Origin of the sequence: Streptomyces sp. P3 (assembly GCF_003032475.1) — a bacterium.
In the GTDB taxonomy this organism is placed as follows: Bacteria; Actinomycetota; Actinomycetes; order Streptomycetales; family Streptomycetaceae; genus Streptomyces.
In genome coordinates, this window is sequence record NZ_CP028369.1 from 536,771 (window position 1) to 550,626 (window position 13,856).

The 13,856-nt window shown below is 71.3% G+C and carries 12 protein-coding genes; 7 read left to right on the forward strand and 5 right to left on the reverse strand.

Annotation, left to right across the window (positions count from 1 at the left end; translation table 11 throughout):
- Nucleotides 1-61 precede the first annotated feature (61 nt).
- The 3 genes from C6376_RS02155 to C6376_RS02165 are packed head-to-tail and all read right to left on the reverse strand — an operon-like array spanning nucleotide 62 to nucleotide 1,388.
- Nucleotides 62-424, reverse strand: a complete 363-nt coding sequence (locus tag C6376_RS02155) for a co-chaperone YbbN (RefSeq protein WP_107441842.1) — start codon at nucleotides 422-424, stop codon at nucleotides 62-64.
- Nucleotides 421-849: a MerR family transcriptional regulator gene (locus C6376_RS02160; protein ID WP_107448726.1), complete on the reverse strand. Its 429-nt coding sequence runs from the start codon at nucleotides 847-849 to the stop codon at nucleotides 421-423. The genes C6376_RS02155 and C6376_RS02160 overlap by 4 nt, the downstream gene beginning before the upstream one ends.
- 29 nt (nucleotides 850-878) lie before the next feature.
- Nucleotides 879-1,388 (reverse strand): Lrp/AsnC family transcriptional regulator, encoded by a 510-nt coding sequence (locus tag C6376_RS02165; RefSeq protein WP_254075811.1) that lies wholly within the window; start codon nucleotides 1,386-1,388, stop codon nucleotides 879-881.
- Between the two features lie 45 nt (nucleotides 1,389-1,433).
- Here C6376_RS02165 and C6376_RS02170 point away from each other — a divergent pair, with 45 nt between their 5' ends.
- Nucleotides 1,434-2,360, forward strand: a complete 927-nt coding sequence (locus C6376_RS02170) for an NAD-dependent epimerase/dehydratase family protein (protein ID WP_254075812.1) — start codon at nucleotides 1,434-1,436, stop codon at nucleotides 2,358-2,360.
- Nucleotide 2,361: 1 nt separating this feature from the next.
- Nucleotides 2,362-3,285 carry an aldo/keto reductase gene (locus tag C6376_RS02175; RefSeq protein ID WP_107441844.1) on the forward strand — a complete coding sequence of 308 codons (924 nt, stop codon included), beginning with the start codon at nucleotides 2,362-2,364 and terminating at the stop codon, nucleotides 3,283-3,285.
- A gap of 220 nt (nucleotides 3,286-3,505) precedes the next feature.
- Here the strand turns inward: C6376_RS02175 and C6376_RS02180 are convergent, their stop codons facing one another.
- Nucleotides 3,506-4,954 carry a cation:dicarboxylase symporter family transporter gene (locus tag C6376_RS02180; RefSeq protein WP_107448727.1) on the reverse strand — a complete coding sequence of 483 codons (1,449 nt, stop codon included), beginning with the start codon at nucleotides 4,952-4,954 and terminating at the stop codon, nucleotides 3,506-3,508.
- Between the two features lie 123 nt (nucleotides 4,955-5,077).
- On the opposite strand from C6376_RS02180, the gene C6376_RS02185 reads away from it, so the two are divergent.
- A complete protein-coding gene (locus tag C6376_RS02185; protein ID WP_107441845.1) occupies nucleotides 5,078-6,727 on the forward strand; it encodes a sensor histidine kinase in 1,650 nt (549 codons plus the stop codon).
- Nucleotides 6,724-7,419 (forward strand): response regulator, encoded by a 696-nt coding sequence (locus tag C6376_RS02190; protein ID WP_107441846.1) that lies wholly within the window; start codon nucleotides 6,724-6,726, stop codon nucleotides 7,417-7,419. Before C6376_RS02185 ends, C6376_RS02190 begins: the two co-directional genes overlap by 4 nt.
- A 241-nt stretch (nucleotides 7,420-7,660) precedes the next feature.
- On the opposite strand, the gene C6376_RS02195 is transcribed toward C6376_RS02190, so the two are convergent.
- Nucleotides 7,661-8,686 carry an ATP-dependent 6-phosphofructokinase gene (locus C6376_RS02195; RefSeq protein WP_107441847.1) on the reverse strand — a complete coding sequence of 342 codons (1,026 nt, stop codon included), beginning with the start codon at nucleotides 8,684-8,686 and terminating at the stop codon, nucleotides 7,661-7,663.
- Nucleotides 8,687-8,929: 243 nt separating this feature from the next.
- Between C6376_RS02195 and pta the strand changes: the two genes are divergently transcribed.
- The 3 genes from pta (at nucleotide 8,930) to pyk (ending at nucleotide 13,781) form a co-directional block, all read left to right on the forward strand.
- The gene (gene pta, locus C6376_RS02200) at nucleotides 8,930-11,053 is read left to right on the forward strand and encodes a phosphate acetyltransferase (protein ID WP_107441848.1); all 2,124 of its coding nucleotides are present in this window, start codon (nucleotides 8,930-8,932) and stop codon (nucleotides 11,051-11,053) included.
- On the forward strand, nucleotides 11,050-12,261 hold the full coding sequence (locus C6376_RS02205; protein ID WP_107441849.1) for an acetate kinase: 1,212 nt from the start codon (nucleotides 11,050-11,052) through the stop codon (nucleotides 12,259-12,261). The genes pta and C6376_RS02205 overlap by 4 nt, the downstream gene beginning before the upstream one ends.
- Before the next feature lie 89 nt (nucleotides 12,262-12,350).
- The gene (pyk, locus tag C6376_RS02210) at nucleotides 12,351-13,781 is read left to right on the forward strand and encodes a pyruvate kinase (protein ID WP_107441850.1); all 1,431 of its coding nucleotides are present in this window, start codon (nucleotides 12,351-12,353) and stop codon (nucleotides 13,779-13,781) included.
- Nucleotides 13,782-13,856: the final 75 nt, after the last annotated feature.

Genomic DNA, 13,856 nt, shown 5'->3' on the forward strand with positions numbered 1-13,856 from the left:
TCCCCCGAGCACAATTGCTCGGGGGATTTCTTCGTATGCGGATCCCTGTGCGGCAGGGCCCTTATGCGGCACCGGTGTCCGGCCGGCCGGGTCGGAGCACGTCGGCGATCTCCTCCAGCAGCCTGCGCCTGGGCCGGGCCCCCACCATGGACCGCACGGGCTCACCGCCCCGGAACACCATGAGGGTGGGCGTCGACAGCACGTGGTACGCGATCGCGGTCCGCGGATTGCGGTCCACGTCCAGCCGGACGACCTTCAGCCGCTCGCCCTCCTCCTCGGCGATGCTGCCCAGCACCGGGCCCAGCTGCCGGCAGGGGCCGCACCACTCGGCCGTGAACTGCACGAGCACCGGCAGTTCCGCCTCCAGCACCTGCGCCCCGAAATCCTCGTCCGTCACCTCGGTCACGCCGTCCGCCTTGATCACAGTCCTCGCCCTCCCAGTTCGCACCCCGGCTCCGGACCCCCCGGAACCAGCGCCTCGGCCGCCAGCTCGTCCCGCGCCCGCTCGGCCCGCACGAGCTGTCCGGCGACCGTCTCGCGGACCGCCCGCAGCTCGCCGATGAGCGCGTCCAGCTCGTCGAGCTTGCGGCGGTAGACCACGAGCGACGCCGGACACGAGTCGCCCTGCGGATGCCCGGCCCGCAGACACTCCACGAAGGGCCGGGTCTCCTCCAGGTCGAACCCGAAGTCCTGCAGCGTCCTGATCTGCCGCAGCAGCCGCAGGTCGCTCTCGTCGTACGTCCGGTACCCGTTGTCGCCGCGCCGCGCGGGCAGCAGCCCGCGCGACTCGTAGTACCGCAGCGTCCGGGTCGTCGTCCCGGCCCGCGCGGCCAGCTCTCCGATGCGCATGTCCACGACCGTAAGCCTTGACGCCGACGTCAGGGCAAGAGCGGTTTGCGCACCACCGGCGAGGTGAGCACGATCGACGTCGTCGTGCGGCCGAGTGCGGAGACCGCTTCGAGAACCTCCTCCAGGTGGACCGTGTCCCGTACCGCGGTCTTGAGGATCCAGCAGTCCTCGCCCACCACGTGGTGCACCTCGATGATCTCGGGGCGGCCGATCAGCTCCAGCGTCCTCGGATGCTTCAGGGTGTACCCGCCGTGCGGGTCGACCCGGATGAACGCCTGGATGCCGTAACCGAGCCGGGCCGGGACGACGTGCGCCCCGTAACCGCTGATCACCCCCGCGCTCTCCAGCCGCCGCACCCGCTCCGACACCGCCGCCGGGCTCAGCCGCACCCGGCGGCCCAGCTCACTGAGCTTGATCCGGCCGTCGGTCTGGAGCAGCTCCAGGATCTGACGGTCCACCGCGTCGAAGGCCACCGAGGTTTCGACGGCCGCGGCGCGGATCTGCCGGTCTTCTTTCGGTACAGCGGCCGGAACTCCCATGGTCAGCCCTTCATCACGTGCGGATACGCAGGAAGAATCATGGTCATGGAAAAGGCGCACGCGGTAAAGACACGAGAAGTGCTGGTGATCGGCGGGAACCGCTATTTCGGCAAGCGGCTGATCGCCCGGCTGCTGGCCGCCGGGGACCGGGTCACGGTGCTGAACCGCGGATCGTCGCCGCCGCCCCCGGGCGCGGTCCACCTGATCGTCGACCGCGACGACGAGGCCGCGCTGAACGCGGCCCTCGGGGCCCGGTCCTTCGACGTCGTCGTGGACCAGGTCTGCTACACCCCGCGCCAGGCGGGCGTCGCCCGCCGGGTGTTCACCGGCCGCACCCGCCGCTACGTGATGACGTCGACGGTGGAGGTGTACGAGCACGAGGACTCCGCAGCGCTCGTGCCGGAGGAGGCCGTCGACCCGTTGAAGGTGTCGGTGGACACCGGACTGCCCTGGGAGGAGGCCGAGTTCGTCGAGGGCCACTACGGCGAGGGCAAGCGGCAGGCGGAGGCGGTCTTCGCGGCCGCCGCCGGCCTCCCCTGGACGGCCGTCCGCGTCGCGCACGTCCTCGGCGGGGACGACGACTTCACGGGACGGCTCCAGCACTACGCCGCCCGGCTGCGCAGCGGCGACCCGATCACCGTGCCGGCGGTGAACCGGCCGGCGACCTACATCCATGTCGAGGAGATCGCCGACTTCCTGTTCTGGGCGGTGGGCGAGGACTTCACCGGCCCGGTCAACGCCGCCTCGCACGGCACGCTGACCACGCGGGACCTGTGCGAGGCGGTGGGCGCGCGGGTCCCGCAGGGCAGGACCGTGTTCCGGTCGGCCGAGGCCGGCGCGGTGTCGCCGTTCGCCTTCCGCCGCGGCTACGCCATGGACAACTCCCGCGCCGTCGGGCTCGGATTCGCGTTCGGCGACGCCCGGCAGTGGCTGCCGCGCGCGGTCGCCGAGACCCTCGGGACGGTGAACTGACGTGCGTCACCGTCTGCTCGGCGGACTGCGGGTGAGCGCGATCGGGCTCGGCGCGATGCCGCTGTCCGTCGAGGGACGCCCCGACGAGGCCCGCGCCCTGGCCACGGTGCACGCCGCGCTGGACGCCGGCGTCACCCTGCTGGACACGGCCGACTCCTATCACCTGCCAGGCGGGGAGCCCGGCCACAACGAACGCCTGCTGGCCCGCGCACTCGCGTCCTACGGCGGTGACACGGACGACGTCCTCGTGGCGACGAAGGGCGGCCGGGGCAGACCGGGCGGCGCGGCGGACTGGACGGTGAACGGCGACCCCCGGCATCTGAAGGCCGCCGCGGAGGCCTCCCTGCGGCGGCTCGGCGTCGAGGCGATCGGCCTCTATCAGCTGCACAAGCCCGACCCGTCGGTCCCCTTCGAGGAGTCCGTGGGCGCGCTGCGGGACCTGCTCGACGAGGGGAAGATCCGGCTGGCCGGTGTCTCCAACGCGGACGTGGACCAGATCGGGCGGGCCCACGCGATCCTCGGCGACCGGCTCGTGTCGGTCCAGAACCGCTTCTCCCCGGCCGTCGGCGACAGCGAGCCCGAACTGCTGCTGGCGGCCGAACTGGGGCTGGTGTTCCTCCCGTGGAGTCCGCTGGGCGGCATCTCCCGCAGTTCCCTGGACGGACCGTCCCCGGCGGGCGGCGAGCAGCGCTTCGGCGCGTTCCACGAGATCGGCCGCGAGAACGGGGCGAGCCCTCAGCAGGTCTGCCTCGCCTGGCTCCTGGCCCGCTCCCCCGCCGTCGTCCCGATCCCGGGCGCGACCCGCCCGGAGACGATCCGGGCCTCGGCCGCCGCGGCCGGCCTGCTGCTGGAGCCGGACGCCCTGAGCCGCCTGGACGAGGCGGTACGCCGGGGGCGGCGGGAGCGCGGGGCGGTTCAGGTCTGAGGCGGGTTCCACAAGTCCCGCCGGGCTCGGGCGACCGCCCGGCGCTGGGGCGCGGAGCGCCGGGCCGAGCGGGGAGGGAGGACGCGAAGAACCGGGCGGCCGGGCCACGGGGGAGGGCTCGGCCGCCCGGAGTCGGTGGGTCCCGGTAGCGGCGGGGAGGAGATGGCCGGATGTCCGGCCCCGGTTCAGGCGGGGCCGGACACCCGGAGTCCGGGGGCCGTCAGGCCTTGGCGAGTTCCTTCTCGCCCTCTTCGCGCTGCTCGGGCAGGTCCGCCGCGACGACGTCGTCGTGGTCGTCGTGGTCGTTCTGGTCGTCGTGGTCCAGCAGGGTCTTCTCGTCGAACGGCAGGCCGCCCGCCAGCACCAGCCGGACGCGCTCCTTGTCGATCTCCTTGGTCCAGGTGCCGATGAGGACCGTGGCGACGGCGTTGCCGGCGAAGTTGGTGAGGGCGCGGGCCTCGCTCATGAAGCGGTCGATGCCGACGATGAGGCCCATGCCGTCCACCAGGGCGGGCTTGTGCGACTGCAGACCGCCGGCCAGGGTCGCCATACCCGCGCCGGTGACGCCGGCCGCGCCCTTGGAGGCGACGAACAGGAAGAGCAGCAGCGGGATCTGCTCACCGATCGACATCGGCGTGCCCATGGCGTCGGCGATGAACAGGGACGCCATGGTCATGTAGATCATGGTGCCGTCGAGGTTGAAGGAGTAGCCGGTCGGGACGGTGATGCCGACGACGGGCTTGCTGACGCCCAGGTGCTCCATCTTCGCGATGAGGCGCGGCAGCGCGGACTCGGAGGAGGAGGTGGACAGGATCAGCAGGAACTCACGGGCGAGGTACTTGAAGAACGTCAGGATGTTCAGGCCCGTGAAGATCCTCAGGAGCGCGCCGAGCACGATGAAGACGAACAGGAAACACGTGGTGTAGAAGCCGAGCATCAGGACGGCGAGGCTCTTGAGCGCGTCCACGCCCGCCGAGCCGACGACCGCGGCCATCGCGCCGAACGCGCCGATCGGGGCGACCCACATGACCATCGCGAGGATGCGGAAGACGAGCCGCTGGATGTGCTCGACACCGCGCAGGATCGGCCGGCCGGCCTTGCCCATGCCCTGGATGGCGAAACCGCAGAGCAGCGCGATCAGCAGGGTCTGCAGGACGTCCGGCTGGGTGAACGCGGAGAGGATCGTGGTGGGGATGATGCCGAGCAGGAACTCGGTGGTGTCCTTGGCCTCGGCCGAGACCTGCGCCTGGCCGGTCTCCTTCACCGCGTCGGTGATGTGGAGGCCGCTGCCGGGCTCCAGGATGTTGCCGACGACCAGGCCGATGGTGAGCGCCACGAGTGACATGACCACGAAGTAGCCGAGCGCGATACCGCCGACCTTGCCGACCTTGGCGGCCTGCCGTACGGATCCGATGCCGAGAACGATCGTGCAGAAGATGATCGGCGAGATCATCATCTTGATCAGGTTCACGAATCCGGTGCCGATGGGCTTCAGCTCGACGGCGAAGTCGGGGGCGGCGAGACCCACGGCGATGCCGATGGCGACCGCGACGATCACCGCGATGTACAGGTAGTGGGTGCGGTCCCGCTTCACGGCGGGTGCGGCAGGTGCCGTATCGGGGGTGCTGCTGGCGGCCACGGCTGCCCTCCTTGACGTCTTCGTCGGCATCACCGGCGTGCGGCTCACGTCCGGGGAGTTGTGGGGGATGCCGTGACTATCCCGTGCCGCTGTGAGGGCGGTCACCCTTCCGTTCATTTAGTTCACGATTGACCTCGGGGGCACACTGACGACATGCGCCTCCCCGCCCTCCCCCGCCCCCGCAGCCTGGCCGGCCAGCTGTTCGCCATGCAGGCGGTGCTGATAGCGGCCGTCGTCGCGGGATACGCGCTGTTCACGTACGTCAACGACGGCCGGCAGGCCGAGGAGGCCGCGGGCCGCCAGGCCACGGCGGTGGCCCGCTCGGTGGCCGACTCCCCCTCGGTCCGGGCGGCGATCCACACCGCGAACCCCACGGCCGAGCTCCAGCCCTATGCCCACCGCGTCATGCTCGACACCGACGTCGACTTCGTGACGATCATGAACACCGAGGGGATCCGCTGGACCCACCCGGACGTGGACCAGATCGGCCAGCGCTTCCGCGGCAACACGGCGAAGGCGCTGGCGGGCCGCACGTTCACCGAGACCTACACCGGCACCCTCGGCGCGTCCGTCCGCGCGGTCACCCCCATCAGGGACGACGACAAGCGGATCATCGGCCTGGTCAGCGCCGGCATCCGGGTCGAGGCGATCAGCGCGCGGGTGCAGGACCAGGTGACGGCCCTGTTCGCGTGGGCGGTCGGCGCGCTCACGCTCGGCGCGATCGGCACGTACGTCATCAACGCGTCCCTGCGCCGCCACACCCACGGCATGAACGCGACCGAGCTGAGCCGGATGCACGACTACCACCAGGCCGCGCTGCACGCGGTCCGCGAGGGGCTGCTGATGCTGGACGGACAGTACAAGGTGGCCCTGATCAACGACGGGGGCCGTGAGCTGCTGGGCGTCTCGGGGGACGTGGTCGGCGCGTCGGTGGCGGAGCTCGGCCTGCCGGCCCCGCTGACGGGCGCGCTGCTCGCCTCGGAGCCCCGGGTGGACGAGGTGCATCTGACGGCGGACCGGGTGCTGGTGGTGAACACCTCCCCGGTGTCCGGCGGCGAACGGCGCGGGACGGTGGCGACCCTGCGCGATGTCACGGAACTCCAGTCCCTGATGGGCGAGTTGGACTCCGAGCGCGGCTTCACCCAGGCCCTGCGCTCGCAGGCCCACGAGGCGGCCAACCGGCTCCACACGGTCGTCTCGCTGATCGAGCTGGGGCGCGCCGAGGAGGCCGTGGACTTCGCGACGGCGGAACTGGAGCTGGCACAGGCGCTGACGGACCAGGTGGTCGCGGCCGTCAGCGAGCCGGTCCTGGCGGCCCTGCTGCTGGGCAAGACGGCGCAGGCGAACGAGCGGGGCGTGGAGCTGGTGGTCTCGCAGGAGAGCACGCTGGACGACGGTCTGCTGCCCGAGACCCTGCCCGCCCGCGACCTGGTGACGATCCTCGGCAACCTCATCGACAACGCGGTGGACGCCGCCCAGGGCAGCGTCCGGGCGAAGGTGACGGTGACGGCGTCCACGGAGGGCCCCGAACTGCTGCTCCGGGTCGCGGACACGGGGACGGGTGTGGATCCGGCGCACGCCTCCCAGGTCTTCGAACGCGGCTTCTCCACGAAACCGGCCGGGCCGGGCGGGCGGGGCCTCGGTCTCGCGCTGGTCCGGCAGGCGGTGCAGCGGCACGAGGGAACGCTGTCGGTGACGGAGGCGGCGGGCGGCGGGGCCGAGTTCGCGGTGCGCCTGCCGTTGCGCACGAAGGCCGCATCCGGTACCTCCGGATCCGTGTCGGGTTCGGGAGGCAGAGGATGAACGAGGAACCGATCAGAGTGCTGGTCGTGGAGGACGACCCGGTCGCCGCGGACGCCCACGTCATGTACGTCGGACGGGTGCCGGGGTTCGTCGCCGTGGGCAAGGCGCACACCGGGGCGGAGGCCCGGCGGCTGCTGGACCGCACGCCGGTGGACCTGCTCCTGCTGGACCTGCACCTCCCCGACGCGCACGGGCTGCAACTGGCCCGTTCGCTGCGGGCGGCGGGCTACCACGCGGACGTGATCGCGGTGACGTCGGCGCGGGACCTCACCGTGGTCCGGGAGGGCGTCTCGCTGGGCGTCGTCCAGTACGTGCTGAAGCCGTTCACGTTCGCAACTCTGCGGGACCGGCTGGTCCGGTACGCCGAGTTCCGCGGCGCGGCGGGCGAGGCCAGCGGTCAGGACGAGGTCGACCGGGCGCTGGCCGCCCTGCGCGCCCCCGGACCGGCCGCCCTGCCCAAGGGCCTGAGCGCCCCGACCCTGGAACGCGTCACGACGACGGTACGGGAGACGCGGGAGGGTCTGACGGCGGCCGGCGTGGCCGAGGCGGTGGGCATCTCCCGGATCACCGCCCGGCGTTATCTGGAGCATCTGGTGGAGTCGGGCCGGGCCGAGCGCAAGCCGCTGTACGGGCAGGTGGGACGCCCCGAGTTGGTGTACCGGTGGGTCAGGGGGGCGGCGAAGGGCCGCTGATCTCGCGAGTCCCGCGAGATGGTCACCACCCCGAGCTGGGGCGAAGGCGGCGCGGCCGGCGTGGCGGCGTGGCGGGCGACGCCGGCCGGGACTTCCTCGACCGGGTCGACCGATTCTGGACGGGCGTGGCGAACCGGACCGCCCGAGGAGGAGAAGACGCCGGGAAGACTCCCCGGGCCGCGCGGGGTACGAGGCGGCCCGGGGAACGGAGGCGCAGTGGGGAACGAAGGCGGCGCCCGGTCTAGAAGACCGACTCGGCCTCGATGATCCGGTCCTGCGGGACCGTCTTCAGCTCGGTGACCGCCTCGGCCAGCGGCACCATCACCACGTCCGTTCCGCGCAGCGCCGTCATCTGCCCGAACTGGCCGCGGTGCGCCGCCTCCACCGCGTGCCACCCGAAGCGGGTCGCGAGGACACGGTCGTACGCCGTCGGGACGCCGCCGCGCTGGACGTGACCGAGGATCACCGGGCGGGCCTCCTTGCCGAGCCGCCGCTCGAGCTCGTAGGCCAGCGCCGTGCCGATGCCCTGGAAGCGCTCGTGGCCGAACTGGTCGATCGCGCCCTTGCTGTAGTCCATGGTGCCGTCGGCCGGGTGCGCGCCCTCGGCGACGCAGATCACCGCGAACTTCTTCCCGCGTGCGAACCGCTCCTCGACCATCTTCACCAGGTCGGCGGGGTCGAAGGGCCGTTCGGGCAGGCAGATGCCGTGCGCGCCCGCCGCCATCCCGGACTCCAGCGCGATCCATCCCGCGTGGCGGCCCATGACCTCGACGACCATGACCCGCTGGTGCGACTCCGCGGTCGTCTTCAGGCGGTCCATCGCCTCGGTGGCGACACCGACCGCCGTGTCGAAGCCGAAGGTGCGGTCGGTGGAGGAGATGTCGTTGTCGATCGTCTTGGGTACGCCCACCACCGGCAGTCCGGCGTCGGACAGCATCCGCGCCGCCGTCAGCGTGCCCTCGCCGCCGATCGGGATGAGCGCGTCGATGCCGAAGTCGTGGATCATGTCGGAGGCGCTCTCGCAGGCCTCGCGCAGCCGGTCGCGCTCCAGTCGGGAGGAGCCGAGGATGGTGCCGCCGCGGGCCAGGATGCCGCTCACCGCGTTGAGGTCGAGTCCCCGGTAGCGGCCGTCGAGGAGCCCGGCGTAGCCGTCCTCGAAGCCGATGACCTCGTCGCCGTAATGGTCGACGGCGCGGTGCACGACCGACCGGATCACTGCGTTCAGGCCGGGGCAGTCGCCGCCTGCCGTGAGAACTCCGATGCGCATCGTGCTGTGTCTCCTGCTCGCTGTCGTTGCCGGTGAGCCGGATCCGATTGTTTCACGCCGCCGAGCGCGCTGTCTCTTGACGGGCGTCTTAACCACGGCCAGGGGTATTGTCAAGAGGGATCTGCTCACCTAGGTGGGCGATTTTTGTGTCCCGGAACAGTGCCCCGCGGCGGACGCCCCGGAGCGAGTACTCCGGAGCAAGTACCCAGGACCGAGTGCCCCGGAACGAAACGGAGAGCTGGCGTGACCCGCAGCGTGTACGTGACCGGCATCGACCGCGGCGACGGCCGCCAGGTCGTCGAACTGGGGGTCATGGAGCTCCTGACCCGGCAGGTCGACCGGGTGGGCGTGTTCCGTCCCCTCGTCCACGACGGGCCCGACCGGCTCTTCGAACTGCTGCGTGCGCGCTACCGGCTGGCGCAGGATCCGGCCACGGTCTACGGCATGGACTACCACGAGGCGTCCGCCCTCCAGGCGGAGCAGGGCGCGGACGAACTGGTCTCCACGCTCGTGGACCGCTTCCACCGCGTCACCCGCGCCTACGACGTCGTCCTCGTCCTGGGCACCGACTACGCCGACACCCAGTTCCCGGACGAACTCGCCCTCAACGCGCGCCTCGCCAACGAGTTCGGCGCTTCCGTGATCCCGGTCGTCGGCGGCCGCAGGCAGACGGTGGAGTCGGTGCTCGCCGAGACCCGCAACGCCTACCGGGCGTACCAGGGTCTCGGCTGCGACGTCCTCGCCATGGTGACCAACCGGGTCGACCGGGAGGACCGGGAGGAGATCGCCTCCCGGCTCGCCACCCGGGTGCCCGTGCCGTGTTACGTGCTGCCCGACGAGCCCGCGCTCTCCGCGCCGACCGTCTCGCAGATCAGTCACGCCCTCGGCGCGACGGTGCTCCTCGGCGACGACTCCGGGCTGGCCCGCGACGCCCTCGACTTCGTCTTCGGCGGGGCGATGCTGCCGAACTTCCTCGAGGCGCTGACGCCGGGCTGTCTCGTCGTCACCCCGGGAGACCGGGCGGACCTGGTGATCGGCTCGCTGGCCGCGCACAGCGCCGGCACCCCGCCGATCGCCGGTCTGCTGCTCACCCTGGGCGAGGTCCCGACGGGGCAGGTCCTGACGCTCGCCGCCCGCCTCGCCCCCGGCACTCCCGTCGTCTCGGTGCCGGGCAACAGCTTCCTCACCGCCGAGCAGCTGTTCTCCCTGGAGGGCAAGCTGAACGCGGCCACACCGCGCAAGGCGGAGACCGCGCTGGGGCTGTTCGAGCGGCACGTGGACACGGGGGAGCTGCTCCGGCGCGTCTCCGCCCCCAGCACCGACCGCGTCACGCCGATGATGTTCGAGCACAAGCTCCTGGAACAGGCCCGCTCCGACAAGCGCCGGGTCGTGCTGCCGGAGGGGACCGAGGAGCGGGTCCTGCACGCGGCCGAGGTGCTGCTGCGCCGCGGCGTGTGCGACCTCACCCTGCTCGGGCCGGTGGACCAGATCCGCAAGAAGGCCGCCGACCTCGGCATCGACCTCGGCGACTGCCGGCTCATCGACCCCGCGACCAGCGAGCTGCGCGATGCCTTCGCCGAGAAGTACGCCGCGCTGCGCGCCCACCGGGGCGTCACCGTCGAGCTGGCCTACGACGTCGTCTCCGACGTGAACTACTTCGGCACGCTCATGGTGCAGGAAGGCCTCGCCGACGGCATGGTCTCCGGGTCCGTGCACTCGACGGCGGCCACCATCCGGCCGGCGTTCGAGATCATCAAGACCAAGCCGGACGCCGACATCGTGTCGTCGGTGTTCTTCATGTGCCTCGCCGACAAGGTCCTGGTCTACGGCGACTGCGCGGTGAACCCCGACCCGGACGCCGAGCAACTCGCCGACATCGCCGTCCAGGCGGCCGCCACCGCCGCGCAGTTCGGCGTGGAGCCGCGGATCGCGATGCTGTCGTACTCCACCGGCACCTCCGGCTCGGGCGCGGACGTCGACAAGGTGCGGGAGGCGACGGAGCTGGTGCGCGGGCGGCGTCCCGACCTGAAGATCGAGGGGCCGATCCAGTACGACGCCGCCGTCGAGCCGACCGTCGCCGCCACCAAGCTGCCGGGGTCCGAAGTCGCGGGCCAGGCCAGCGTGTTGATCTTCCCGGACCTGAACACCGGCAACAACACCTACAAGGCCGTGCAGCGTTCGGCCGGTGCTATCGCGGTGGGACCGGTGCTGCAGGGGCTGCGCAAGCCGGTCAACGACCTGTCCCGGGGCGCTCTCGTCCAGGACATCGTCAACACCGTGGCCATCACGGCCATCCAGGCCCAGATCCCGTCCCGGAACGGCCGGACGGCCGGCCCGACCTCCAGTGAGAAGGCGACCGACCTGTGAGCGCGACCCGTGTCCTCGTCCTCAACTCCGGCTCCTCGTCGGTGAAGTACCAGCTGCTCGACATGCGGGACAGCAGCCGGCTGGCGAGCGGGCTCGTCGAGCGCATCGGCGAGCGGACCTCGCGGCTGAAGCACACCCCGCTCGCCGCCGGCGGCGGGTCCCGTGAGCAGAACGGGCCGTTCGCCGACCACGACGCGGCGCTGAAGGCCGTCGCGCAGGAGCTGGCCGGGGACGGTCTCGGGCTGGACTCCCCCGAGCTCGCCGCCATCGGGCACCGGGTCGTGCACGGCGGCAGGCACTTCACCCGGCCGACGGTGGTCGACGACGCCGTGCTCGCCGAGATCGAGCGGCTGATCCCGGTCGCACCGCTGCACAACCCGGCGAACCTGACCGGCATCCGCACGGCGACGGCGCTGCGGCCCGACCTGCCGCAGGTCGCCGTGTTCGACACCGCCTTCCACACGACGATGCCGGAGTCGGCGGCCCGCTACGCGATCGACGTCGAGACCGCGGACGCGCACCGGGTACGGCGCTACGGCTTCCACGGGACGTCGCACGCGTACGTCTCCCGGGCGACGGCGAAGCTGCTGGGCAGGTCTCCCGAGGAGGTGAACGTCATCGTGCTGCACCTCGGCAACGGGGCCTCGGCGTCGGCCGTCGAGAGGGGCCGCTGTGTGGACACGTCGATGGGACTGACGCCCTTGGAAGGTCTCGTCATGGGTACGCGCTCGGGAGACGTCGACCCTGCCGTCATCTTCCATTTGGCTCGTGTCGGTGGAATGTCCATCGACGAAATCGATGCTCTTCTCAACAAGAAGAGCGGACTCGTCGGGCTGTGCGGGGACAACGACATGCGGGAGATCCGCCGGCGCGTGGACGAGGGCGACGAGCGGGCGAAGCTCGCGTTCGACATCTACATTCACCGGCTGAAGAAGTACATCGGCGCCTATTACGCCGTGCTCGGGCACGTGGACGCGGTGGCGTTCACCGCCGGGGTCGGGGAGAACGCGGCGCCGGTGCGGGAGGCGGCCGTCGCGGGCCTGGGCTCCCTGGGCCTGGCGGTGGACGCCGAGCTGAACGCGGTACGCGGTGACGAGCCGCGGCTGATCTCGCCCGCCGGCGCGCGGGTGGCGGTCGCCGTGGTGCCGACGGACGAGGAACTGGAGATCGCGACCCAGACCTACGCACTGGTCAAAAAGACAAACTGAGCAGGAAAGCAACTGAGCACGCTCCTTCTCATTTGTATCTTCCGCCAGACGGAATATTCCGTTGCGAAACAAACCGATAGGATCGCCTCATGCGCCGTTCGAAAATCGTCTGTACTCTCGGCCCCGCGGTCGACTCCCACGAAATGCTCGTGTCGCTGATCGAGGCCGGCATGAACGTGGCCCGTTTCAACTTCAGCCACGGCTCCCACGCCGAGCACCAGGGCCGGTACGACCGTGTCCGTGCCGCCGCCAAGGAGACCGGCCGGGCCATCGGCGTCCTCGCCGACCTCCAGGGCCCCAAGATCCGCCTCGAGACCTTCGCCGAGGGCCCCGTCGAGCTGGTGCGGGGTGACGAGTTCACCATCACCACCGACGACGTGCCCGGCGACAAGACGATCTGCGGCACGACCTACAAGGGCCTGCCCGGCGACGTCTCGCGCGGCGACCAGGTCCTCATCAACGACGGCAACGTCGAGCTCAAGGTCCTCGACGTCGAGGGCCCGCGGGTGCGGACCATCGTCATCGAGGGCGGGGTCATCTCCGACCACAAGGGCATCAACCTGCCCGGCACGGCCGTCAACGTGCCCGCGCTCAGCGAGAAGGACATCGAGGACCTGCGGTTCGCGCTGCGCATGGGCGCGGACCTGGTCGCACTGTCCTTCGTCCGGGACGCCAAGGACGTCGCCGACGTCCACCGGGTCATGGACGAGGAGGGCCGCCGGGTCCCCGTCATCGCCAAGGTGGAGAAGCCGCAGGCGGTGGAGAACATGGAGGACGTCGTGATGGCGTTCGACGGTGTGATGGTCGCCCGTGGCGACCTCGCCGTCGAGTACCCGCTGGAGCGGGTCCCCATGGTGCAGAAGCGCCTGGTCGAGCTGTGCCGCCGCAACGCCAAGCCGGTGATCGTCGCGACCCAGATGATGGAGTCGATGATCACCAACTCCCGTCCGACCCGCGCCGAGGCCTCCGACGTGGCCAACGCGATCCTGGACGGCGCGGACGCGGTCATGCTGTCGGCCGAGTCGAGCGTGGGCGCGTATCCGATCGAGACCGTGAAGACGATGTCGAAGATCGTCACGGCGGCCGAGCAGGAGCTGCTCAGCAAGGGCCTGCAGCCGCTCGTGCCGGGCAAGAAGCCGCGCACGCAGGGCGGTTCGATCGCGCGTGCCGCGTGCGAGATCTCCGACTTCCTCGGCGGCCGGGGGCTGGTGGCGTTCACCCAGTCCGGCGACACCGCCCGCCGGCTCTCGCGCTACCGCGCGACCCAGCCGATCATCGCCTTCACCACCGACGAGGACACCCGCAACCAGCTGACGCTCAGCTGGGGCGTCGAGTCGCACATCGTGCCGTTCGTGGACACCACGGACGAGATGGTGGACATGGTCGACCAGCAGATCGCCAAGATCAACCGCTTCAACCCGGGCGACGTCGTCATCATCACCGCGGGCTCGCCCCCCGGCGTCCCCGGCACCACCAACATGCTCCGCGTCCACCACCTCGGCGGCGGCTCCCGCGACTGAGCAGGGGCGTGAAGGGCCCTGAACGCGCCGAGGGCGCCTCCTGTGACACAGGGGGCGCCCTCGGGCGTTGTGCGG